Below are 22,145 nucleotides of genomic sequence, written 5' to 3'. Positions count from 1 at the left end.
CCCAGAACAGCCCAGTGCAAGGAGTCCTGCCGTGATACGCCCAGCCCTGCGCACCGCCGCGGGCGTGGCCGCCGCCGCCCTGGCGGTGACGCTCGTGCCCGCGCTGCCCGCCGCGGCCGCCGGCGCCGCCGCCCGGCCGCCCGCCCCGCCCTCGGACGCGAAACTGGCCGCCGAGCCGGCCCGTCACGACCTGACCCGGGAGCAGTTCTACTTCGTGCTCCCGGACCGGTTCGCCAACGGCGACCCGCGCAACGACCGGGGCGGGCTGACCGGCACCCGGCTGGAGACCGGCCTGGACCCGGCCGACAAGGGCTTCTACCAGGGCGGTGACCTCAAGGGGCTGACCGACCGGCTCGACTACATCAAGGGCCTGGGCACCACCGCCATCTGGATGGCGCCGATCTTCAAGAACCAGCCGGTGCAGGGCAAGGGCGAGGACGTCTCCGCCGGGTACCACGGCTACTGGATCACCGACTTCACCCAGGTCGACCCGCACTTCGGCACCAACGCCGACCTGGAGAAGCTGATCGACAAGGCCCACTCCAAGGGCATGAAGGTCTTCTTCGACGTCATCACCAACCACACCGCCGATGTCGTCGACTACGAGGAGAAGTCCTACTCCTATCTGTCCAAGGGGGCCTTCCCCTATCTGACCAAGGACGGGGTGCCCTTCGACGACGCCCAGTACGCCGACGGGAAGGGCAAGTTCCCCGCCACCGATCGGGATTCCTTCCCACGCACTCCCGTCGTGCCCCCGGCCAAGAAGGACCTGAAGGTGCCGGCCTGGCTCAACGACCCGCAGATGTACCACAACCGCGGCGACTCCACCTTCGCGGGCGAATCCAGCGGCCAGGGCGACTTCTTCGGTCTCGACGACCTGTGGACCGAGCGTCCCGAGGTCGTCAGCGGCATGGAGAAGATCTACGAGAAGTGGGTCCGCGACTTCGAGATCGACGGCTTCCGCATCGACACGGTCAAGCACGTCAACACCGAGTTCTGGACCCAGTGGGCCACCGCCCTCGACACGTACGCCGCCAAGCGCGGCCGGCCGGACTTCTTCATGTTCGGCGAGGTCTACTCCGCCGACACCGCCGTCACCTCCCCGTACGTCACGCGCGGACGGCTGGACGCCACCCTCGACTTCCCGCTCCAGGACGCCATCCGCGCGTACGCCTCCCAGGGCGCCGGCGCGGGCCGGCTGGCCGGGGTGCTCGGTGACGACTACCGGTACACCACCGACAAGGCCAACGCCTACGAGCAGGTGACCTTCCTCGGCAACCACGACATGGGCCGCTTCGGGGCCTTCCTCAAGCAGGACCGGGCGGGCGCGGGCGAGCAGGAGCTGCTGGACCGCTACCGGCTGGCGAATGAACTGATGTTCTTCAGCCGCGGCAACCCCGTCGTCTACTACGGCGACGAGCAGGGCTTCACCGGCGCCGGCGGCGACAAGGACGCCCGCCAGTCGCTGTTCGCGTCCAGGACCGCCGACTACCTCGACGACGACCAGCTCGGAACAGCGCGCACCCACGCGAGCGATGCCTACGATCCGGGACACCCGCTCTACCAGCAGATCAGTGCTCTCTCGAAGCTGACCAAGGCCCACCCGGCCCTGCGCGACGGCATCCAGAGCGAGCGCCTCGCCGACGGCTCCGTCTACGCCTTCGCCCGCACCGACGCCAAGGCCCGCACCGAGTACCTGGTCGCCGCCAACAACGCCACGGCCGCCCGCACCGTCGAGCTCGACGCCCCGGCCGGCGCCGCCTACCACGTGCTGTACGGCGGCGGGGGCACCACCACCGTCTGGGCCTCCTCCGCAGGCAAGGTCACCGTCTCCGTCCCCGCCCTCGGCTCGGTCGTCCTCCAGGGCACCGCGCCCCTCCCCGCCCCCGCCATCAGGCCGTCGATCATCCTCACGCCCCCGGCCCCCGGCGCCACCGGCACCGTCGAACTCACCGCCGACGTCACCGGCGGCGGCCTGAACCGGGTCGTCTTCGCCGCCCAGACCGGCAACGGGAAGTGGGAGGTTCTCGGCTCCGCCGACCACGCCCCGTACAAGGTCACCCAGCACGTGACCGCGCCCGCCGGCACCGCCCTGCGCTACAAGGCGGTCGTCGTCGACGCCTCCGGCCGCACCGCGAGCGCGCAGGCCGCCTCCGTCGCCGGCCAGGTGCCGCCCGCCGAGGTACCCACCGCCACCCAGCGCGACTACGCCGTCGTCCACTACCACCGCCCCGACGGCGACTACACCAACTGGCGGCTGTACGCCTGGGGGGACATCGCCGAGGGCGAGGCCACGCCCTGGCCGACCGGTCACGACTTCGTCGGCCGCGACGCCTACGGCGCCTTCGCGTACGTACGCCTGAAGCCCGGCGCGAGCTCCGTCGGCTACCTCGTCATCGACAAGGACGGCAACAAGGACGTCGCCGCCGACCGCACCATCGACGTGACGAGGACCGGCGAGATCTGGCTGGAGCAGGGCCAGGAGCCCGCCCGTACCGACCGTCCCGCCCACCCGCCGCAGGACACCTCCAAGGCCGTCCTCCACCACCGCCGCGCCGACGGCGCGTACGACGGCTGGGGCCTGCACGTGTGGACCGGCGCCGCCACCCCCACCGACTGGTCCAAGCCGCTGCCGCCCGCCCGCTTCGACGCCTACGGCGCCGTCTACGAGGTCCCCCTCGCCCCCGGTGCCACCAGCCTCAGCTACATCCTCCACAAGGGCGACGAGAAGGACCTCCCCTCCGACCAGTCCCTGGACCTGAAGGCCGCCGGCCACGAGGTGTGGCTGCTCGCCGGCCAGGACAAGCACCTCCTTCCCCAGCCCGCCGGCTCCGCCGCCGCCCTGGACCTCACCAAGTCCCAGGCGGTCTGGATCGACCGCGACACCCTCGCCTGGAACGCCCCCGCGGCGGCCGCCTCCGCCCAGCTGCTCGCCTCCCGCGACGGCGCCGTCAAGGCCGAGAACGGCACCCTGACCGGTACGGCGCAGTGGCTGCGGTTGAACCGCTCCGAGCTGACCGCCGCCCAGAAGCAGAAGTTCCCGCACCTCGCCGCGTACCCCGCCTTCACCGTGGACCCGCGCGACCGGGACCGCGTCCGCGAGGCGCTGCGCGGCCAGCTCGTCGCGAGCGCCCGCGCCGCGGGCGGCGCCGTCCTCGCCGCGACCGGCGTCCAGCTCGCCGGGGTCCTCGACGACCTGTACGCCACGACCGCGGCCCTCGGCCCGGTCTTCAAGGACGGCAGGCCCACCCTCTCCGTCTGGGCCCCCACCGCCCAGCAGGTGACCCTCGAACTCGACGGCCGCAGCGTCGCCATGCGCCGTGACGACACCACCGGCGTCTGGTCGGTGCGCGGCGAGCGCTCCTGGACCGGCAAGCCGTACCGCTACGCCGTCACCGTCTGGGCCCCCAGCACCCGCCAGGTGGTCCGCAACCTCGTCACCGACCCCTACTCCACCGCCCTGACCACGGACTCCACCCACAGCCTCGCCGTGGACCTGGCCGACCCCGGGCTCGCCCCGCCCGGCTGGCGGGACCTGCGCAAGCCCGCCCCCGTCCCCTTCACCGCCGCCCAGATCCAGGAACTGCACATCCGCGACTTCTCCGTCGCCGACCGCACCTCCCGCCACCCCGGCCGGTACCTGGCCTTCACCGACACCTCCTCAGCGGGCATGCGCCACCTGCGCGACCTGGCCGCCGCCGGCACCTCGTACGTCCACCTGCTGCCGGCCTTCGACATCGGCACCATCCCGGAGAAGGCCGCCGACCGCACCGAACCGGCCTGCGACCTCAAGGTCTACGCCCCGGACTCCGAGCAGCAGCAGGCCTGCGTGGCCGCCGCGGCCGCCAAGGACGCCTACAACTGGGGCTACGACCCGCTGCACTACACCGTCCCCGAGGGCTCCTACGCGAGCGACCCGAACGGCACGGCCCGCACCGTCGAGTTCCGCAGGATGGTCCAGTCCCTGAACGGCGCCGGGCTGCGCACCGTCATGGACGTCGTCTACAACCACACCGTCGCCGCCGGGCAGTCGGACAAGTCGGTCCTCGACCGCATCGTGCCCGGCTACTACCAGCGCCTCCTCGCCGACGGTTCCGTCGCCACCTCCACCTGCTGCGCCAACACCGCCCCCGAGAACGCCATGATGGGCCGCCTGGTCGTCGACTCGGTCGTCACCTGGGCCAAGGAGTACAAGGTCGACGGCTTCCGCTTCGACCTCATGGGCCACCACCCGAAGGCCAACATCCTGGCCGTGCGCCAGGCCCTGGACGCCCTCACCGTGGCCAAGGACGGCGTCGACGGCAAGGCGATCGTCCTCTACGGCGAAGGCTGGAACTTCGGTGAGATCGCCGACGACGCCCGCTTCGTCCAGGCCACCCAGAAGAACATGGCCGGTACCGGCATCGCGACCTTCTCCGACCGGGCCCGCGACGCCGTCCGCGGCGGCGGCCCCTTCGACGAGGACCCGCGCGTGCAGGGCTTCGCCTCCGGCCTGTTCACCGAGCCCAACGGCTCGCCCGCCAACGGCACCCCCGAACAGCAGCGGGCCCGGCTCCTGCACGCCCAGGACCTGATCAAGGTGGGCCTGTCCGGCAACCTCGCCGCCTACACCTTCACCGACACCGCCGGCCGCCGCGTCAAGGGCTCCGAGGTCGACTACAACGGCAGCCCGGCCGGTTACGCCGCCGCGCCCGGCGACGCGCTCGCCTACGCCGACGCCCACGACAACGAGACCCTGGCCGACGCCCTGACGTACAAGCTGCCGGCCGCCACCGCACCGGCCGACCGGGCCCGTATGCAGGTCCTGGCCATGGCCGCGGCCGCGCTCTCCCAGGGGCCGGCCCTCTCCCAGGCCGGCACCGACCGGCTGCGCTCCAAGTCGCTGGACCGCAACTCCTACGACAGCGGCGACTGGTTCAACGCCATCCACTGGGACTGCCGCGACGGCCAGGGCAACGGCTTCGGCCGCGGTCTGCCCCCGGCCGCCGACAACGGCTCCAAGTGGGTCTACGCCAAGCCCCTGCTGGCCGGGGTCACGGCCCCCTCCTGCGCGCAGACCGAGGGCGCCTCGGCCGCGTACCGGGACCTGCTGCGGATCCGTACGAGCGAGCCGGTCTTCTCCCTGACCACCGCCGACGCCGTCCAACGCGCCCTGGCCTTCCCGCTGTCGGGCCCGGCGGAGACCCCCGGCGTCATCACCATGACCCTGGGGGACCTCGTCGTCGTCCTCAATGCCACGCCCGCCGCCCAGCACCAGCGCGTCCCCGCGCTCGCCGGACAGCGGTACGCCCTGCACCCGGTCCAGGCGCAGGGGGCCGACGCGGCGGTCAAGCAGGCGTCGTACGAGTCCGCGACGGGCGATTTCACCGTCCCGGCCCGTACGGTGGCGGTCTTCACACGACGGTGAGCTGATCCAGCCGCTTCTCCAGCAGGATCACCCCGTACACCCGCCCGTCGGCACCCTGCTTGTCGGGCAGCTCCCCGACCACCCGGTAGCCCGCACCCTGGTAGTACGCGAGCAGCCGGGGGTTGGTGGAGACGCAGTCCAGTCGCGCCCGTTCGCGGCCGGTCCTGGCGATGCGCCGCTCGGCGTGCTCGAGCAGCCGCCGGCCGGCCCCGGCGGGCGCGACCCCGCGGTCGGCCATCAGCCGGTGCACGTATCCGGCGACCGGCGGCTGTATGCCCCAGGCCTCCTCGTCGGACCACCACAGCTCGTACGCCCCGCAGATCCGCCCGTCGGGATCGCCGGCCAGCCAGACCTCGCCCTCGCGCATGATCGCCGTGAAGTGCGCGGCGTCCTTCTCCCCGGGCTTCCACTGCTCGATGCCGTTGTCCCGCATCCACCGCGCGGCCCGGTCGTACAGGGCCGTCAGGGTCCCGGCGTCCTTCTCCGCGGCCCGCCGGAACAGCAATCCGTCGTCAATGATCACGCGGGCATTATCACGCGCCGTCCGACCCGGAGCCGGGGCCGGGCGTGGGGGCGAGGGCCGCCAGCCGCGCGACCAGCTCGCCGAACGGCCCGTCCGCGGGTTCGTCGGCGAGCATCCGCATCAGGATCGAGGCCATCTCCGCGTCGTACGCGGCACTCACGGCGGCCAGCGCCGCGAAGTCGTGCACCAGCTGCAGCTCCAGCTCGGCGCGCGGGATCCGCTTGCCCTCCAGCCAGATCAGCGCGGTGGACTCGGCCAGCGACACCCACGACCGCACCACCAGCTCCAGCCGGGCGGGCGGCGTCCCCTCCACCATCAGGTGCGCCAGGATCTGCTCGTACGCGGCCTGCCGGACCTCGTCGATCAGGGCGTTGGTCCGGCTGGACCCGGCCGCGGGCCCGCCGCGCATCAGGGCCGAGAACCCCGGCCCGTGTTCGTCGACGAACGCGAAGTACCGCCCCATGACCCGCAGCAGGCGGGCCCCCAGCGGACCCTCGTGCGGCTCGACGAACCGCTGCGCCAGCTCGTCGGCAGCCCGTCGCAGCGCCGCCTCGTAGAGGCTGAGCTTGCCCGGGAAGTAGTGGTAGACCAGCGGCCGCGATATCCCGGCCGCGGCCGCGATCTCGTCGATCGACACATCGTCGGGCGACCGGTGGCTGAACAGCTCCAGCGCCACACCGATCAGCTGCTGCCGCCGCTCCTCGACACCCATCCTGCGTCGTACCCCGGTTGTCATGCGGACACCCTACTTCGTACGGCCGTCCGCGCCGCCCGCCGAATCCGCCCCGCCCGCGGGCCGGTCAAAGGTCTATGACCAGCTCCTCGCCGCGGGCGCGGGAGACGCACAGCAGCATCGAGTCCGCGCGTTCGGCATCGGTGAGGAGGGTGTCGCGGTGGTCCACCTCGCCCGCCAGCACCCGGTGTTGGCAGGTGCCGCAGAAGCCCTGCTCGCAGGAGTACGGGGTGGCGGGGAGCTCCTCGCGGATCGCGGCCAGCGCGGTGCGGTCCGCCGGGACCTCGACCGTGCGACCCGAACGCTCCAGACGGACGGTGAACGGCCGGTCCTCGGCGGTGGCTCCGGCCCCGCCGCCGGCCGGCGCGAAGCGTTCCAGGTGCACGGCGACGCCCGGCGGGACCGCCGCCGTGACCGCGCTCATCAGCGGCTCCGGGCCGCAGGCGTAGACCAGGGTGTCCGGGGCCAGCGCGGCCAGCGGCGCCAGGTCCGGCAGCCCCACCTCGTCCTGCGGCAGGACGCTGACGCGGTCGCCGTACGCCGCGAGTTCGGGGAGGAAGGGCATCGAGGCGCGCGAACGGCCGCCGTAGAGCAGGGTCCAGGCGGCGCCGGCGGCCGTGGCCGCGCGCAGCATCGGCAGGACGGGGGTGATGCCGATCCCGCCCGCGACGAAGACGTAGGAGGCGGCCGGGACCAGCTCGAAGCGGTTGCGCGGCGGGCGCAGTTCCAGCTCGGCGCCCTCCACCAGCTGCTCGTGGACCTCGCGGGAACCGCCGCGGCCGTCCTCGATCCGGCGCACGGCGATGGTGTACGTACCCGTCCGGGCCGGGTCCCCGCACAGCGAGTACTGCCGGGTCAGCCCCGAGGGCAGCACCACGTCGACGTGCGCGCCCGGCGTCCAGGGCGGCAGGTCGCCCGCCTCCAGGGTGAGCTGGACCACGCCCTCGGCGGGCTCGGTGCGCGAGACGATCAGCGCGCGCAGCCGGCGGCGCGGGGAGTACCCCGAGACGGGGGTCTCCAGGGCGGGCAGCGGCCACAGGGGCGAGCGGCGGATCCGCCGCCGCAGGGCGCGCCGGGCCAGCCAGGCCGTCCCGGCCACGGCGGCGACCGCCAGCGGGCGCGGGACCGGCGGGCGCGGGGTCATCGGGCCGCACCGCCGTTCGCGCCGGGGGAGGTCGCCAGGTACGCCACCGCCTGCGCGGTGGAGCCCTCCTGCGAGGGGTGGTACGTACGCGAGAGGTAGGTGGGGATCGAGCGCAGCATCGCCGGGGCCGAGGGCAGGGTGCCCTGCCGGCCCGCCCGCAGGAACTGGCCCACCGACGCCCTGCCGTCCTTCAGCGTCGGGTCGTTCTCCATGAAGAAGCGGGCGCCGCGCTGCCAGAGGAACACCAGCGCGGTGAAGGCCGTCGCCCAGGTGCGGGCGCGCCGCCGGTAGCCGCCATCGACGTGCATGAAGAGGTCGAAGGCCACCGAGCGGTGTTCGACCTCCTCCGCGCCGTGCCAGCGCAGCAGATCGAGCATCACCGGGTCGGCGCCGCGCCGGTCCAGCTCGTCCGCGTTGAGCACCCAGTCGCCGAGGAACGCCGTGTAGTGCTCGATCGCCGCGATCATCGCCACCCGCTCCATGAGCCACCAGCGGCTCGCCCGGCCGGGCGGCAGCGTGCGGTCGCCCAGCAGCTTCTCGAAGAGCCAGTCGACCTGCGCGGTGTAGGGGGTCGGGTCGAGACCGAGGGCCTTGAGGTGGGGGAGGACGTCGTCGTGCGCGGCCGCGTGCATGGCCTCCTGGCCGATGAAGCCGATCACGTCCGCCCGCAGCCGCTCGTCCTTGATGTACGGCAGCACCTGCTTGTACACGTGCACGAACCACCGCTCGCCCGCGGGCAGCAGCAGGTGCAGCACGTTGATGGTGTGGGTGGCGAACGGGTCGCCCGGCAGCCAGTGGAGCGGGGTGTCCTGCCAGGAGAACGCCACGTTCCGGGGCCGGAGTTCGACGGGTTCGGACGACGCCACGGGGACGGAGACGGGGGCGAGCGGCGTATTAGACATGGCGTCAATGTACTGATGGGTACGCGCGCCGCAACACCCCCGTGCACCAAGGTTTCCCGCCCGGCCGCCGACTACCGCAGGACGCCGGCTCCCGCAGGACGTCCGCTACCGAAGGACGCCCGCCTTCGTGCCGTCCTGGAGCGTCCCCGACAGCTCGGCCTGCGCGCCCTCCTTGGCCTTCACGGCCAGCCGGTTGCCGGTCGCGGAGCCGGTCGCGCCCCCCGTCACCGACAGCGACGTGAACTGCGCGCTGCCGGCGGCCAGGACGTACCACTGCCCGCCCGGCGCCTTCCACAGCACACCCGCCAGCGCCCGCGGTTCACGTACCCCGCACGCCGGTGAGCCCTCCGCGGTCGCCGTCTGCGCCGCCGCCGGCGCACCCGGCGCCAGGAACTGGCCCTGCACCCGCTCCGCGGCGCCCCGCCAGGTCTCCGCCCGTGAACACAGCCAGGCCGCCGACCCCTTGCCCTCCGGCAGCGGCTGCTTCGCGTACGCCCACAGGTTCACGCTGCGCACGCCGTGCGAGCGCACCGAGGCCAGCAGGCACGCCGACTTCGACCAGTCGGCGAGCGCCGGATCCGCCTCCGTGCCCGGCGTGCCCGAGGTGAGCCGGACCGGGGTCAGCTCGCCCAGGTCGGTCACCAGCCGGGTCCCGGACGCGGACTTCAGCTCCATCGCGTTCCAGGTGGTGCACGCCCCGGCCGCCGGCGGGCTCGGCGCCGGCGCGGTGATCCCCTCCGGCGTCAGCTTCAGCGGGACCGCCTCCTCACCGGACTTGACCAGGTCCCGTACGGCCGCCGCCGTCACCCACGGCGCCGTCAGGTACCGCACGTTGCCGTCCACCCGGCTGACGACCAGGGCGTTCGCGGTGTCGGCCGAGGCCCCGTCGGTCCGGGCGAAGTCCAGGGCCGCGCCCGCCGTGCCGGAGACCGGCTCGGCGTACCGCGCCACGCGCAGGCCGTCGTACAGCAGCACGACCACCGCCTGGTCGACCGTGCCCGCGAACAGCAGCTGCGGCGGCCCCATCGGCGGGCCGGACTGCGTCCCCGGGGTCGCCGAGACGACCACCGTCGGCCCGGGCCGCGCCCAGACGGCCAGCGCCCGCCGCAGCAGCGCGGCGTCGCCCACCCGGTCCCCGCGCGCGGGCCAGACGGAGAAGTCGGTACGGGAGGACGTCCGCCAGGCGGCGGGCGCGACCCGGGTGAGCTGCCCGGGGTCCAGGGCCTGCTCGGCGGCGGCGTTGCGCGCGTACGGCGGCGCGGCCGCCCCGTCGGCGCCCCAGCCGCCGCCGGGCAGCGCGAGCAGCGCCCCGCACACCAGCAGCGCCGCCCCGGCCGCGAGCGCGGCCCGCACGTGCCGGCGGCGGCGCAGCAGATCGGTGGGCCGGGCCTGGAGCACGCACGGGTCGAACTCGGGGGAGGTGAAGAGCACGTCGTTCGCGGGATCCCCCGACTCCGCGACCGCGGCCGCCGGATCGGCGACGCCGGCCTCGGCCAGCACCTGGACCACCTCGGCCTCGGGCAGCTGCTCCAGCGCGCGCAGCACGCACGCGGCCCGGCCGGGGCCGTCGAGGGTGGTCAGCCACTGGTCCAGGGCCAGCTCCTCGGCCCCGCCGGCGCGCGGGAACAGCCGCAGCCCCCACACCTGGGGGAGCCCCGGCGGCAGTTGCGCGCGCCGCGGCAGGGACCGGAAGGTCAGCGGCAGCCCGGCCTGCAGCGCGCTGCGCAGGACCCGCAGCCGGACGTACGCGTACCCGGGATCGGCCGCGCTGCCGCGCTGCGTCGGCACGCGGCCCTGCGGCCCGGCCTCGCGGCCGCGCGGCAGGGCGCGCTGGACCAGCGCGTGGGCGGTGAGCACGCGGCGGTTGCGCCCCAGGGAGGGCGGCAGCACCAGATAGGCGATCCGCACCAGCCGGGGGTAGTGCTCGACGATCGCCGCCTCGGCCTGTTCGACGTCGAGGGGGCGGGTGGCGGTATCCGGAGCAGTCACGTTCAGCAGAACGAGCGAACCGCCGGACGGTCACCCGCCCCCGGGTCGCGCGTCCGGCGATCGGGCGGGAGGGCGTCAGGCGATCAGGCGGGCCCGCAGCGCGTCGACGGTCCCGTCCGCGACCCCGAGCCCCTCGCGCACGTACGTCTCCATCGAGCCGTACCGCGCCGCGACCTCGTCCAGGGCCGCCTCCAGGTACTCCGGGAACACACCGATCAGCGCCAGCGCGATGTCCGGATCGCCGCCGGCGGCCGTGAAGCCCTCGATCATCGGGGCGAAGGCCTGCCGCACCGCCGGGTTCACCGACAGGTACTCGGCCATCTGGGTCTCCTCGTCCGCGCCGAGCAGCGCCAGGACGACGGTCGCGCCCCAGCCGGTGCGGTCCTTGCCGGCCGTGCAGTGGAAGAGCAGCGGGCCGGCGTCGGGCGCGGCGAGCTCGGTGAGCAGCGTGCGGTAGGCGGCCCGGCCGGAGCCGGAGTGGACGAAGGAACGATACGTCTCGGTGAACAGCGCCTGCGCCCGCCCGCCGCCGAGCTCCCGCTCCGCCGCCACCGGGTCGGACAGCAGGTCCTTGAGCTGGGTGGCGACCGGTACCCGGCTCGCGTTCATCTTGTCGGCCAGGACGTCGCGCACCAGCGCGCGGGCCCCGTCCGGCACCCGGTCGGGGTGGGCCGCGCGCTCGCCGTCGGTACGGAAGTCGATGATCGTCCGCAGCCCCAGGGCGGCCACCGCCGGGTCGGCGCCGAGGTCGAGCCGGTCGAGCTGGCCGGACCGCAGCACCAGCCCCCGGCGCACGGTGCGGCCGTCGGCCAGCACGGTGCCTCCGAGGTCGCGGAGGTTGGCGACGGTGGTGGACGGGGTGGCGGTGGCGGTCATTGCGGCGGCTCCTCTGGTAACGGTCTATGCGATTTTCCGACGATTTGCCGGGGAAAGGTAATCGACGGCCACCGACAGCCCGACGCCTATCCCCAGCGCCACCAGGTGCCCGGCGTCCGTGAACGTCCGACCGCGCCGCACCACCGGCCACGCGGCGAGCGCCAGCAGCCCGCCCCGGGCCGCGCCCCGCACGGGCCCGCGCGGCAGCGCCGAGGTCAGGGCGCCCAGCACCGCGTTGAACCCGTAGCTGGTGCCCACGTCCACCGCCCGCCGGGTCTCGGCCGCGGGCCGCCCGGCGCGCAGCGCCCCGTAGACCAGCAGCGTGGCCGCGGTGTGGCCGAGCAGGAAGACCGCGGCGGTCCACCACACGCCGTACGCGTACTCGGCGTACCCGAGCACGGCGAGCAGCAGCAGCGCGTACGGCAGCGGCATCGGCTCCTCGACGACGAGGGCGCTGCCGGCCAGCGTCTCCCAGCGCCCGGCCGCGAGGTTGTCGACATTCGTCGACCAGGAGCGCAGCACCTGCTCCCGCCTGCCGTCCCCCATCCGCTCCAGCACGTACGCCCCGAGCTGCACACCGCCGGTGTAGAGGGGGGCCAGTAGCAATGGCTTCACCCGTTCATGATCGGGCACGGCTTCCGGCCACGGACAGCCGGGGCGCCCCCCCCCACGTCGTCCATTGGGAAACCTGATGGGGCCGCTCTTGGGGGCGGCGGGCCGGGATGGGAGCATGGCCTGAACATGACTACCGAACCCGCGCCGATGCGCGTCGCACGCGCCGCGGTGTTCGCGGCTCTGTGCACCGCTCTGGGCGGGGTCGGGCACGCGTACACGTCCGGCCACGACATCCCCGCCACCGGGCTGCTCGCCGCCTTCGGGCTGACGGGCGCCCTGGCGTGGCTCGCGGCCGGCCGCCAGCGCGGTCCGGTGTCCATCTCGGCCGCGCTGCTCGCCGTGCAGGGCGCGCTGCACCTCGTCTTCGCCGGGAGCGGCCACGCGCCGGCCCCGGGCGGGGTGCGGGGCATGCCGCCCGGCCACCACCACGCGCAGCCGTCCGCGGGAGTCCCGGCGCCGGCGGACCCGGCCACGGTGGCCGACGCGGCCGCGATGGCCGACGCGGCCGCGATGGCCGACGCGGGCGGGATGGCGGGCACGGGCGGGGTGGCGGACACGGCCGGCCTGGCGGATCTGGCCGCGATGGCCGGGACCGGTGGCGCCGGGATGCTCGCCGCGCACCTCCTGGCCGCGCTGATCTGCGGGATCTGGCTCGCCCGGGGCGAGGACGCCGTCTTCCGGCTGGCCCGCGCGCTGCGCGCGCTCGGGGCCCGGGTCGTGGTGGCCCTCGTACGGCCGCACCTGCCGGCGCCCGAGCGGCCGCTGCCGTCCGGCCGGTGGTCCTGCGCACCCCCGCGCGCCCTGCGCGGCGCGGTGCACGCCTACGCCGTCGTACGGCGGGGCCCGCCCGGCGGGGTGTCCGTCCGAGCCTCGGCCCCCGGCCGTCCTGCCTGCGCCTGACCGGCGAACCGGCGAGTCCTGGGGGCTGTTTCCCCCTGCCTTCGCCGACACCTAGGACCTCCATGGCCATCGACGACGTCCCGGACACCCGCGCCGGGACCGCCACCAGCGACGCCCCCACCAGAGATACCGACACCGGTACCGACACCGATACGGGCACGGACACCGGCACCGACACCGGCACCGACGCCGGTGGAGGTGCCGGCGGCTCCGCGTCGCGGCGCGGCGGCACCTGGGCCGCGCTGCGCCCGCTGCTGCTGCGCATGCACTTCTACGCGGGACTGCTCATCGCCCCGCTGCTCTTCGTGGCCGCCACCACCGGGTTCCTGTACGCCCTGTCCTTCCAGGCCGAGAAGATCATCTATTCGGACGAACTGACCGTCGACACCGTCGGTCAGAGCGCCCTGCCGCTGAGCGCGCAGGTCGACGCCGCGCGGATCGCCGCCCCGGAGGGCAAGGTCCTCTCCGTGTGGCCGGCGCCCGAGGCGGACGCCACCACCCGCGTGATCATGGAGAGCCCGTCCGCCGAGGAGGGTGAGACCCTCACCGTCTTCGTCGACCCCTACACCGCCCACGTGCGCGGTCAGCTGACCACCGTCGGCGACGCGCTCCCGCTGCGGGCCTGGCTGAGCGAGTTCCACAGTTCCCTCCAGCTCGGCGAGTTCGGCCGCAACTACAGCGAGCTGGCCGCCAGCTGGCTGTGGGTGGTCGCCCTGGGCGGGCTCGCGCTGTGGATCGGCCGCCGCCGCACCCGGCGCGCGCAGCTCGTCGTACCCGACCGCAAGGCGACCGGGCGGCGCAGGACGCTGTCCTGGCACGGCACCGTCGGACTCTGGGCCGTGGCCGGTCTCGTCGTGCTCTCCGTGACCGGTCTGACCTGGTCGAAGTACGCCGGTGAGAACATCGGCCGGGTGCAGGACGGCCTCGGCGGCGCCACCCCGTCCGTCTCCGCCTCCCTCAAGGGCGGCGCGGGCGCGGCGGCCGGCGGCGACGAGCACGCGGGCCACACCATGGGCCCCGGCGAGACGATGCCGGACATGCCCGCGAAGGCCGACGTCGGCATCGACCGGGCGGTCGAGGCCGCCCGCGCCGCCGGGGTCACCGAGAGCCTTCAGGTGACGATGCCCGTGCCGGGCAAGGGCTACGTCATCAAGGAGAAGGACCGCACGGTTCCGGTCAACCTGGACGCCGTCGCCGTCGACCCGGCCGACGGCCGGGTCATGGACGAGCTGCCGTTCGCGGAGTACCCGGTCCTGGCCAAGCTCACCCGCTTCGGCATCGACCTCCACATGGGCACGACCTTCGGGCTGGTCAACCAGCTCGCGCTCGCGCTGCTCGCGGTCGCCGTCATGGCCCTCGTCTTCTGGGGCTACCGGATGTGGTGGCTGCGTCGGCCGACCAAGGACCGGGCGCTGTCCTTCGGGCGGCCGCAGCCGCGCGGAGCGTGGCGGAAGCTGCCGGTCACGGCCCTGCTGCCGCTGGCCGCGGTGGTGGCCGTGGTCGGGTGGTTCGTCCCGATGCTGGGGATCAGCCTGCTGGCGTTCCTGGTCGTCGACGTGCTGGCCGGCTTCGTGGGCCGGCGGCGGGCGGCCGCGGCGTAACCACTGACGGCTGATCACCTCCGGCCGCTGACGGCCGACGGGCCCGTGCTCCCTCCTCGGAGCACGGGCCCGTCGCGTGTGCGGGGCTTCCGGGGCGCTCAGGGCGCGTACTTGTAGCCCACCCGGCGCACGGTCTGGATCGCACCCCGGTGGGCGGCGCCCAGCTTGCGGCGCAGGCGGGCGATGTGGACGTCCACCGTGCGGCCGTCGCCGACGTGGCCGTAGCCCCACACGGTGGTCACCAGCTGGTCCCGGCTGTGCACCCGGTGCGGGTGCGCCACCAGGTGGGCCAGCAGCTCGAACTCCAGGTACGTCAGGTCCAGGACCCGGCCGTCCACCTCCGCGGTGCGCCGCGCCGCGTCGATGCGTACGAGCGCGTCGCCGGCGGTGCCCGGCCCGGTGGCCGGGCCGGTGGCGGCGCCGGTGCCGGGCCGGAGGCCGGCCGCCGCCTGCGGGGCGAGGGGCCGGGGCTGCGCCGCCGGCGCCACCAGGGGCTGCTGGTCGGCGGGTACGAGGACCAGGTAGCCGATCATCGGCGGCTGGCCCGGGAGCGCGGGCACGGTGTGCTGGGGGGCCGGGAGCCAGGTGGCGCCGGGCGGCAGGAGGTCCACCACGCGGGCCGCCTCGTCGCGGTCCACGGCCCGCAGTCGATGGCGCGGTCCGTGATGGGGCGGGAAGGGGAGCGGGGCGGTCGCGGTCGCAGCGGTCGCGGCAGAGGTGATGGAACGGGTGTTCGCCATGAGTGGTCAGCTCTTTCACGCGGAGAGGTCGGCAGGAGACGTCGGTCGGTCGTCGTGCCGCGCAGACCGAAGGCCTTCGGGAAGGTCTGGTGGAGCGTTCCGGAAGGCGTTAGAGGGCCGGCGCGTTCTTCGCGCGGCAACACACCCGGTCGAAATCGTGATCCTGACGGGAGGGCCAGAACGGCTCGAGGTCGCTGCGACCGGTCGAGGTGTGCGAATGGCTGGCCATGCGCCCATTCAAGCAGATGCCGAAGGCGCGGGGCAGACCGTATCTCACCTGCTGGAGCGGAATCTCACATTCCGCCACCAAAACCTGACAAACCCTCAAGCGGCCGCCCCCGCCCTCCCCTCGTGACCGGCCGTTCGTATCGCATGCCGGGCAGATCCGTCCCACGCCCGGACGGCGGCGGATGACGGACGACGCCCGTCGCGCTGCGGCAGCGCGACGGGCGTCGGTGGAAGGCGGACGGGCCGGCGTCAGACCAGGCCGGCCTTGTCCAGGCCGGTGCAGCAGGTGTCCACGATCAGGCGGGTGACGACGTACGGGTCGACGTTCGCGTTCGGACGGCGGTCCTCGATGTAGCCCTTGCCGTCCTTCTCCACCTGCCACGGGATGCGCACCGAGGCGCCGCGGTCGGAGACGCCGTAGCTGAACTCGTTCCACGGGGCGGTCTCGTGCAGACCCGTCAGACGCTCGTCGATGCCCGCGCCGTAGTTCTTCACGTGGTCCAGCGGCTTGCTGCCCTCGCCCAGCGCCTCGCACGCGGCGACGATCGCGCGGTAGTCCTCGCGCATCGCCTTGGTGGAGAAGTTGGTGTGCGCGCCCGCGCCGTTCCAGTCGCCCTTGACCGGCTTCGGGTTGAGGGTGGCGGAGACGTTGAAGTCCTCGGCCGTGCGGTAGAGCAGCCAGCGCGCGATCCACAGCTGGTCCGCGACCTCCAGCGGGGCCAGCGGGCCCACCTGGAACTCCCACTGGCCCGGCATGACCTCGGCGTTGATGCCCGAGATGCCCAGGCCGGCGGCGAGGCAGTGGTCCAGGTGCTTCTCGACGATCTCGCGGCCGAAGATCTCGTCCGAGCCGACGCCGCAGTAGTAGCCGCCCTGGGCCGCCGGGTAGCCGCCCACCGGGAAGCCGAGCGGCCGGATGCCGTCGAAGAAGGTGTACTCCTGCTCGATGCCGAAGATCGGCTCCTGCGCGGCGAACTTCTCGGCGACCGGGCGCAGCAGGGCGCGGGTGTTCGACTCGTGCGGGGTCATGTCGATGTTCAGGACCTCGCACAGCACGAGGACGTTGTCGCCGCCGCGGATCGGGTCCGGGCAGGAGAACACCGGCTGCAGCACGCGGTCGGAGGCGTGGCCCTCGGCCTGGTTGGTGCTCGACCCGTCGAAGCCCCAGATCGGCAGCTCGGCGCCGTCGTCGAGGATCTTCGTCTTGGAGCGAAGCTTCGCCGTCGGCTCGGTGCCGTCGATCCAGATGTACTCAGCCTTGAAGGTCACGGGCCCCATCCTCAGACTCTGCGGGTGCTGCGGTTCGCTGCGGTGATGTCCGCAGCGTGCCCGCTCGCGATTTCTCTTCCGTTGCCCGTGTGTGAACCCCGTGTTACCGGGGTTTCAGCCGCAGGTCGGGCGCCTCGTGCGGGTTGGTGGAGGTGCGCCCGTCCCGGTGGGGCAGACTAAGCACGTGAGCATTTCGTACGATTTGACCTCCCCGAACGGTCCCGCCGCCGGCCCCCGTCCCCGCATCGGACTGCTCGGCACCGGCCCCTGGGCCCACCGCACCCACGCCCCCGCCCTCGCCGCGCACGCCGGCTCCGACTTCGTCGGCGTCTGGGGCCGCAGGCCCGAGGCCGCGGCCGAGCTGGCCGCCGCGTACGGCGTGAAGGTGTACGAAGACCCCGACGCGCTGTTCGCGGACTGTGACGCCGTGGCGTTCGCCCTGCCGCCGGACGTCCAGGCCCCGCTCGCCGTGCGCGCGGCCGCGGCCGGCTGCCACCTGCTGCTCGACAAACCGGTCGCGACGACACCGGAGGGCGCCCGCGCCGTCGCCGACGCGGTACGGCGCCATGGCGTCGCCTCGGTCGTCTTCCTCACCCTCCGCTTCGCCGAACCGGCCGCCGGCTGGGTCCGGGAACAGTCCGCGCGTTCCGGCTGGTTCACGGCCGCCGCCCACTGGCTCGGCGCCGTCTACCCGCCCGACGGCGCGCCCAGCGCGTACGCCGACTCGCCGTGGCGGCGCGCCAAGGGCGGCCTGTGGGACGTGGGCCCGCACGCCCTGTCGGTCCTGATCCCGGTCCTGGGCGACGTGGTCGGGGTGACCGCTGCCCGCGGCCCGGGCGACGTGGTCCAGCTGGCGCTGCGGCACGCGTCGGGCGCGGCGAGCACGGCCGTCCTCAGCCTGAGCGCGCCGCAGGCGGCGGCCGGGGTGGGGCTGGAACTGCGCGGCGCCGAGGGCGTCTTCTCGCTCCCGAACTGGAGCGACGTCCCGGGCGCCTACGGCCGCGCGGTCGACGCCCTGCTGACAGCGGCCCGTACGGGCGTCCCGGACCCGCGGGACGCGGCGTTCGGGGCGCGGCTGACGGAGATCCTGGCGGAGGCGGAGGAGCGGCTGGAGGCATAGCGGACGGGGGCGGCGGCCCTGGCCCTTCCGGGGCGGGCCGCCCGTCCCGGAAGGGGTCGCCCGTCCCGGCTACTTGATGACTGCGTTCGCCACGATGATGGCCAGCCCGATCGTGGCGTCCGCCACGCCCATCGCGAGCGCGGAGGTCAGCCGGTGGCCGACGCGCAGCGCCACGAAGGAACCCCACCCGAACAGCAGCGCGGTGTTCAGGCCCAGTCCCACGGCGGTCACGCCGGGCGCGTCCCACCGCGCGAACCCCGCCAGGACCAGCAGCAGCACGGTGGGCAGGGTGGCCGCGATCATCGGCCACTCGTTCCACAGGGCCCGCCCCAGGACCCGCCACCGGTACCGGGCGGACCCCACGTGCTGGGTGGCCATGTGATGCGCGTACCCGTGCGCCAGCCCGGCGGCGCCCGCCGTCACCAGCACCCAGCTGGCGTCGTGGAACGGGGTGTACTCCCCGCCCGCCTGGTCGAGGGCCGCCAGCAGGCCACTGGCCAGCACGGTCCCGTAGACCCCGCCGAACATCCAGTCGGCGCCGCGCCGGGGCGCGGGGGCGGGGTTCGGGGTCGTGGTGGGTGGGGTGGGTGGGGTCGGTGCGGTGGTGGCCGGAGCCGTGGTCGTGGCCGGAGCCGGGGTCGTGGGCTGGTGGGACATGGTGTTCCTTATGCGGCATTCATCCGTGTTGTTCCGCAGCCCACCCTACGAGGGAGCCCGCCGGAACGACGTGAAGGCGGGGGCCGGGGGCAGGTCCCCGGTGCGTCCGCCGAAGCCCAGGTCCTCCAGTACGCCGGTCAACGCCCCCACCGCCCGCGCGAACGCGTGGTCCGGGAGGGCCGCGAAGCCGATCACCAGGCCTTCGCGGGGCCGGTCCCCGGCCGAGGGGTGGTGGTACGCCGAGAGCGGGTCCAGGGCCAGCCCGGCCGCGTCCGCCGCCGCGAGGGTGGTGCGTTCCGTGCCCGGGGGCAGTGTCAGGACCGCGTGCAGGCCCGCCGAGATGCCGGTGACCGGAAGCCGCGGGACCGCCCGGGCGAGGGCGGCGGTCAGGGTGTCGCGGCGCGCGCGGTAGCGGGCGCGCATGCGGCGTACATGGCGGTCGTACCCGCCGGAGTCCAGGAAGTCGGCCAGGGTGAGCTGTTCGAGGGAGCTGGACCACGGCTCGCGCACGCCCTTGGCCGCCAGCAGCGGACCGAGCAGCGCGTCCGGCACGACGAGCCAGCCCAGCCGGATCGCGGGGGAGAGGGACTTGCTGAGCGAGCCCCCGTAGACGACGTGGTCCGGGGCCAGGCCCTGGAGGGCGCCGACCGGTTTGCGGTCGTAGCGGAACTCGCCGTCGTAGTCGTCCTCGACGATCAGGCCGCCCGTGGCGCGCGCCCACTCCACCGCCGCCGTGCGGCGGGACGGCAGCAGTGGCCCGCCCGTCGGGAACTGGTGGGCCGGAGTGAGCAGCGCGGTGCGGGCCCGGCGGGGGAGCAGGTCCGTGCGGGCGCCGTCGTCGTCGACCGGTACGGCGTGCGCGCGCACGCCCGCCGAGGCGAGGAGCCCGTGGTGGAAGGGCAGCCCGTACGCCTCGAACGCCCAGTCGCGCGGGCGGACGGCGGCCAGCAGCCGCAGGGCGCCCGCGAAGCCGGCGACGATCACGATGTGGTCGGCGTCGGTACGGACGCCGCGCGCGCGGGTCAGGTACCCGGCCAGCGCCCGGCGCAGCTCCGGCCGCCCCTGCGGGTCGCCGGGGCCGAAGGCCTCGGCCGGCGCCGCCGCCAGGGCCCGCCGGGTGCTGGTGGACCAGGCGGCGCGGGGGAAGGCGGACGGGTCGGGCTTGCCCTGGACCAGGTCGAAGCGCGGGGCGGAGGCCTGGGGGTCCGGCGGCCCGGGCGCGGCCGGTGCGCCGGCCGCGACCCCTTCGGCGACCCGGGTGCCCGAGCCCTGGCGGGCCGTGAACCAGCCCTCGGCGACCAGTTCGGCGTACGCGTCGGCGACCGCGCCCCGCGCCATGCCGAGGTCGGCGGCCAGGGTCCGGTAGGGCGGCAGCCGGGTCCCGCCCGCCAGCCGGCCGCTGCGCACGGCGTCGCGCAGGGCCTGCGCGAGCACGGTGCGGCGGGCGCCGTGCGCGGGGAGGTCGAGGTGCAGGTCGCTCCCGCCGGTGCCGGGTGGGGGCGGAGGCGGGGGCGGAGGCGCGGGAGTGTCGTCGGCCGCGGTCATGGGGCGAGCCTACGGCGCGGGCGGTCGCGGGCCGTCGGCGCCGAACGCGTCCCGGGCCCCCGTCAGGAAGCGGTGGACCGTGGCCCGCTCGGCCGTGTCGAAGGTGTCGGTGAGGGTCAGGAGGGCGTCGATGAAGGGGCCGAAGAAGGACCGGCCCAGGTCCATGGCCGCCGGGGTGACCCGGAGCAGCACCCGGCGGCGGTCGGCGGCGTCGCGTACGCGGGCCACGTGGCCCAGGCGTTCCAGCCGGTCGATGACGGCCGTGGTGCCCGCCGAGTTGAGGGCGAGCCGGGTGCCGAGCAGGCCCGCCGTGGCGGGTTCGCCGGCGCGGGCGGCGTCCAGGAGGCAGATCAGGGCCCGGACGTCGGTGGGGTGCATGCCGTTGCGGGCGGCGAACTCGCCCTGCCGCAGACCGAACTCGACGGTCACGGCGCGCAGGAGGTGCACCAGTTCTTCGCGGGGGTCGTGGCCGGCGTCCCGGTGGTCCGGGTTCTGGGATCCCTCGTGCATGGCGTCTCGTCTCCGTCCGTCGTAATCTCTCGTTGAGCGAGATTATCGTCCATCGAGGGATTGGAAGCGGCTCCATGGCACCGATGACGGCTTTCCGTGACGCGTACGACGCCGTGCTCGACCACTGGCCCGGGCCCGTTGACGCCCTGGACCTCCCCACCCCCTACGGGCTCACCCACATCAACAGCACCGGGGGAGGGGAAGAGGGAGGGCCGCCGCCGCTGGTGCTGCTGCCCGGGGGCGGCGCCACCTCCACCGTGTGGGGCGGCTGCCTCGCCGCCGGTCTCGGACGGGGACGCCGGGCGTACGCCGTGGACCTGGTCGGGGACCCGGGGCTCAGCGTGCCCGCCGACGGGGTCCGGACGCGGACGGTGGCCGACCTCATGGGCTGGCTGGACGCCGTACTCGACGGACTCGGGGGCGGGCCGGTCGAACTCGTCGGCCACTCGTACGGCGCCTGGATCGCCGCCCACTACGCCGTCCACGCACCCCGGCGACTGAGCCGGCTGGTGCTGCTCGACCCGACCCGGGTGTTCGCCGGGTTCCGCGCGGGCTACCTGCTGCGGGCCCTGCCCATGCTGGCCCGGCCCACGCCGGAGCGGATCCGCTCCTTCCTGGCCTGGGAGTCGGTCCCGTGGGAGTCCGAGCCGCGAACCTCGCGGCCGGCGGACGGGCCGGTTCCGGTTCCTGCCGACGGGATCGGGGCCGCCTGGCTGCGGTTGCAGGAGGCGACCGCCGCCTTCCCCGCCGTGCGCCCGGTCTCCGGGCCCCGGCCCGCCACCGGCCGGCTGCGCGAACCGTACGCCCACGGGCCCGGCCCGGGCGCCGGCCCCGCGCTGCCCGTGCTCGCGCTGTTCGCCGGGCGGGCCCGCTGCCACCGTGCGGACCGGGTCGCGGCGTCGGCCGCCGCCGCGCTCCCCGGGGCGGTGGTCGGCGTGCTGCCCGGGGTCGGGCACCACGCGCTGCCGCTGGCGGGGGCCGCCGCGATCACCACGTGGCTGCGGCCAGGCGCTACGCCTTCCGGGACAGCGCTTCCCGCACCGCCTCCTCCGAACGGGCCACCAGGGCCGTCCCGTCCTCGGCCGTGATGATCGGGCGCTGGATCAGCTTCGGGTGCGCGGCGAGGTGGGCGATCCACCGGGCGCGGGCCTCCTCCGTCCCCTCGCGCGGCAGGTCCCCTACGCCGGTCTCCCGGGCCAGCGGGTCCGAGGTGCGCGTGATGTCCCACGGCTCCAGGCCCAGGCGGCCCAGGACCTCGCGGATCTCGGCCTCCGAGGGGACGTCCTCCAGGTAGCGGCGGACGGTGTACTCGGCGCCTTCCGCGTCCAGCAGGGTCAGCGCGCTGCGGCACTTCGAACAGGCGGGATTGATCCAGATCTCCATGGC

The 22,145-nt window shown here is 74.6% G+C and carries 18 protein-coding genes; 5 read left to right on the top strand and 13 right to left on the bottom strand.

Going from position 1 to position 22,145, the window contains the following annotated elements; genetic code table 11:
* The first annotated feature begins 31 nt into the window (after positions 1–31).
* The gene (gene pulA, locus ACZ6KO_RS10100) at positions 32–5,407 is read left to right on the top strand and encodes a pullulanase-type alpha-1,6-glucosidase (protein WP_469302524.1); all 5,376 of its coding nucleotides are present in this window, start codon (positions 32–34) and stop codon (positions 5,405–5,407) included.
* Here the strand turns inward: pulA and ACZ6KO_RS10095 are convergent.
* The 7 genes from ACZ6KO_RS10095 to ACZ6KO_RS10065 form a co-directional block, all read right to left on the bottom strand.
* Positions 5,394–5,930 (bottom strand): GNAT family N-acetyltransferase, encoded by a 537-nt coding sequence (locus tag ACZ6KO_RS10095; RefSeq protein WP_469302521.1) that lies wholly within the window; start codon positions 5,928–5,930, stop codon positions 5,394–5,396. The two genes, pulA and ACZ6KO_RS10095, sit on opposite strands and share 14 nt — an antisense overlap.
* Before the next feature lie 10 nt (positions 5,931–5,940).
* On the bottom strand, positions 5,941–6,666 hold the full coding sequence (locus ACZ6KO_RS10090; RefSeq protein ID WP_469302519.1) for a TetR/AcrR family transcriptional regulator: 726 nt from the start codon (positions 6,664–6,666) through the stop codon (positions 5,941–5,943).
* A gap of 64 nt (positions 6,667–6,730) precedes the next feature.
* Entirely contained in the window at positions 6,731–7,807 is a 1,077-nt protein-coding gene (locus ACZ6KO_RS10085; RefSeq protein ID WP_469302517.1) for a PDR/VanB family oxidoreductase, read from the bottom strand.
* On the bottom strand, positions 7,804–8,709 hold the full coding sequence (locus tag ACZ6KO_RS10080) for a metal-dependent hydrolase (RefSeq protein ID WP_469302515.1): 906 nt from the start codon (positions 8,707–8,709) through the stop codon (positions 7,804–7,806). Before ACZ6KO_RS10080 ends, ACZ6KO_RS10085 begins: the two co-directional genes overlap by 4 nt.
* 105 nt (positions 8,710–8,814) lie before the next feature.
* Positions 8,815–10,707, bottom strand: a complete 1,893-nt coding sequence (locus tag ACZ6KO_RS10075) for a hypothetical protein (RefSeq protein WP_469303830.1) — start codon at positions 10,705–10,707, stop codon at positions 8,815–8,817.
* A 66-nt stretch (positions 10,708–10,773) separates the two neighbouring features.
* Positions 10,774–11,574: a tyrosine-protein phosphatase gene (locus ACZ6KO_RS10070; RefSeq protein ID WP_469302513.1), complete on the bottom strand. Its 801-nt coding sequence runs from the start codon at positions 11,572–11,574 to the stop codon at positions 10,774–10,776.
* Between the two features lie 24 nt (positions 11,575–11,598).
* The gene (locus ACZ6KO_RS10065; protein ID WP_469302510.1) at positions 11,599–12,189 is read right to left on the bottom strand and encodes a rhomboid-like protein; all 591 of its coding nucleotides are present in this window, start codon (positions 12,187–12,189) and stop codon (positions 11,599–11,601) included.
* A gap of 126 nt (positions 12,190–12,315) precedes the next feature.
* Here ACZ6KO_RS10065 and ACZ6KO_RS10060 point away from each other — a divergent pair, with 126 nt between their 5' ends.
* Positions 12,316–13,089 carry a hypothetical protein gene (locus ACZ6KO_RS10060; RefSeq protein WP_469302508.1) on the top strand — a complete coding sequence of 258 codons (774 nt, stop codon included), beginning with the start codon at positions 12,316–12,318 and terminating at the stop codon, positions 13,087–13,089.
* A gap of 62 nt (positions 13,090–13,151) precedes the next feature.
* Positions 13,152–14,690: a PepSY-associated TM helix domain-containing protein gene (locus ACZ6KO_RS10055; protein ID WP_469302506.1), complete on the top strand. Its 1,539-nt coding sequence runs from the start codon at positions 13,152–13,154 to the stop codon at positions 14,688–14,690.
* A gap of 98 nt (positions 14,691–14,788) precedes the next feature.
* Here ACZ6KO_RS10055 and ACZ6KO_RS10050 read toward each other — a convergent pair whose 3' ends face one another.
* Both ACZ6KO_RS10050 and glnII read right to left on the bottom strand, forming a co-directional pair.
* Positions 14,789–15,430: a winged helix-turn-helix domain-containing protein gene (locus ACZ6KO_RS10050; RefSeq protein WP_469302504.1), complete on the bottom strand. Its 642-nt coding sequence runs from the start codon at positions 15,428–15,430 to the stop codon at positions 14,789–14,791.
* A gap of 477 nt (positions 15,431–15,907) precedes the next feature.
* The gene (gene glnII, locus ACZ6KO_RS10045; protein ID WP_469302502.1) at positions 15,908–16,927 is read right to left on the bottom strand and encodes a glutamine synthetase; all 1,020 of its coding nucleotides are present in this window, start codon (positions 16,925–16,927) and stop codon (positions 15,908–15,910) included.
* Between the two features lie 202 nt (positions 16,928–17,129).
* Here glnII and ACZ6KO_RS10040 point away from each other — a divergent pair, with 202 nt between their 5' ends.
* Positions 17,130–18,047, top strand: a complete 918-nt coding sequence (locus tag ACZ6KO_RS10040) for a Gfo/Idh/MocA family protein (protein ID WP_469303827.1) — start codon at positions 17,130–17,132, stop codon at positions 18,045–18,047.
* A 69-nt stretch (positions 18,048–18,116) separates the two neighbouring features.
* On the opposite strand, the gene ACZ6KO_RS10035 is transcribed toward ACZ6KO_RS10040, so the two are convergent.
* Genes ACZ6KO_RS10035 through ACZ6KO_RS10025 form a run of 3 tightly spaced genes read right to left on the bottom strand, consistent with a single transcriptional unit; the run spans position 18,117 to position 20,759 of the window.
* On the bottom strand, positions 18,117–18,704 hold the full coding sequence (locus ACZ6KO_RS10035; protein WP_469302500.1) for a hypothetical protein: 588 nt from the start codon (positions 18,702–18,704) through the stop codon (positions 18,117–18,119).
* A 45-nt stretch (positions 18,705–18,749) separates the two neighbouring features.
* A complete protein-coding gene (gene pdxR, locus ACZ6KO_RS10030; RefSeq protein WP_469302498.1) occupies positions 18,750–20,249 on the bottom strand; it encodes a MocR-like pyridoxine biosynthesis transcription factor PdxR in 1,500 nt (499 codons plus the stop codon).
* A gap of 9 nt (positions 20,250–20,258) precedes the next feature.
* Positions 20,259–20,759 (bottom strand): MarR family transcriptional regulator, encoded by a 501-nt coding sequence (locus ACZ6KO_RS10025; RefSeq protein ID WP_469302495.1) that lies wholly within the window; start codon positions 20,757–20,759, stop codon positions 20,259–20,261.
* A gap of 83 nt (positions 20,760–20,842) precedes the next feature.
* On the opposite strand from ACZ6KO_RS10025, the gene ACZ6KO_RS10020 reads away from it, so the two are divergent.
* Positions 20,843–21,847, top strand: a complete 1,005-nt coding sequence (locus tag ACZ6KO_RS10020) for an alpha/beta fold hydrolase (RefSeq protein ID WP_469302493.1) — start codon at positions 20,843–20,845, stop codon at positions 21,845–21,847.
* On the opposite strand, the gene ACZ6KO_RS10015 is transcribed toward ACZ6KO_RS10020, so the two are convergent.
* On the bottom strand, positions 21,771–22,142 hold the full coding sequence (locus tag ACZ6KO_RS10015; RefSeq protein WP_469302491.1) for an ArsC/Spx/MgsR family protein: 372 nt from the start codon (positions 22,140–22,142) through the stop codon (positions 21,771–21,773). The two genes, ACZ6KO_RS10020 and ACZ6KO_RS10015, sit on opposite strands and share 77 nt — an antisense overlap.
* Between the last annotated feature and the right edge of the window lie 3 nt (positions 22,143–22,145).

Source organism: Streptomyces sp. NPDC042102 (genome assembly GCF_055582305.1).
This window is presented reverse-complemented; position numbering and strand designations above follow the sequence as displayed.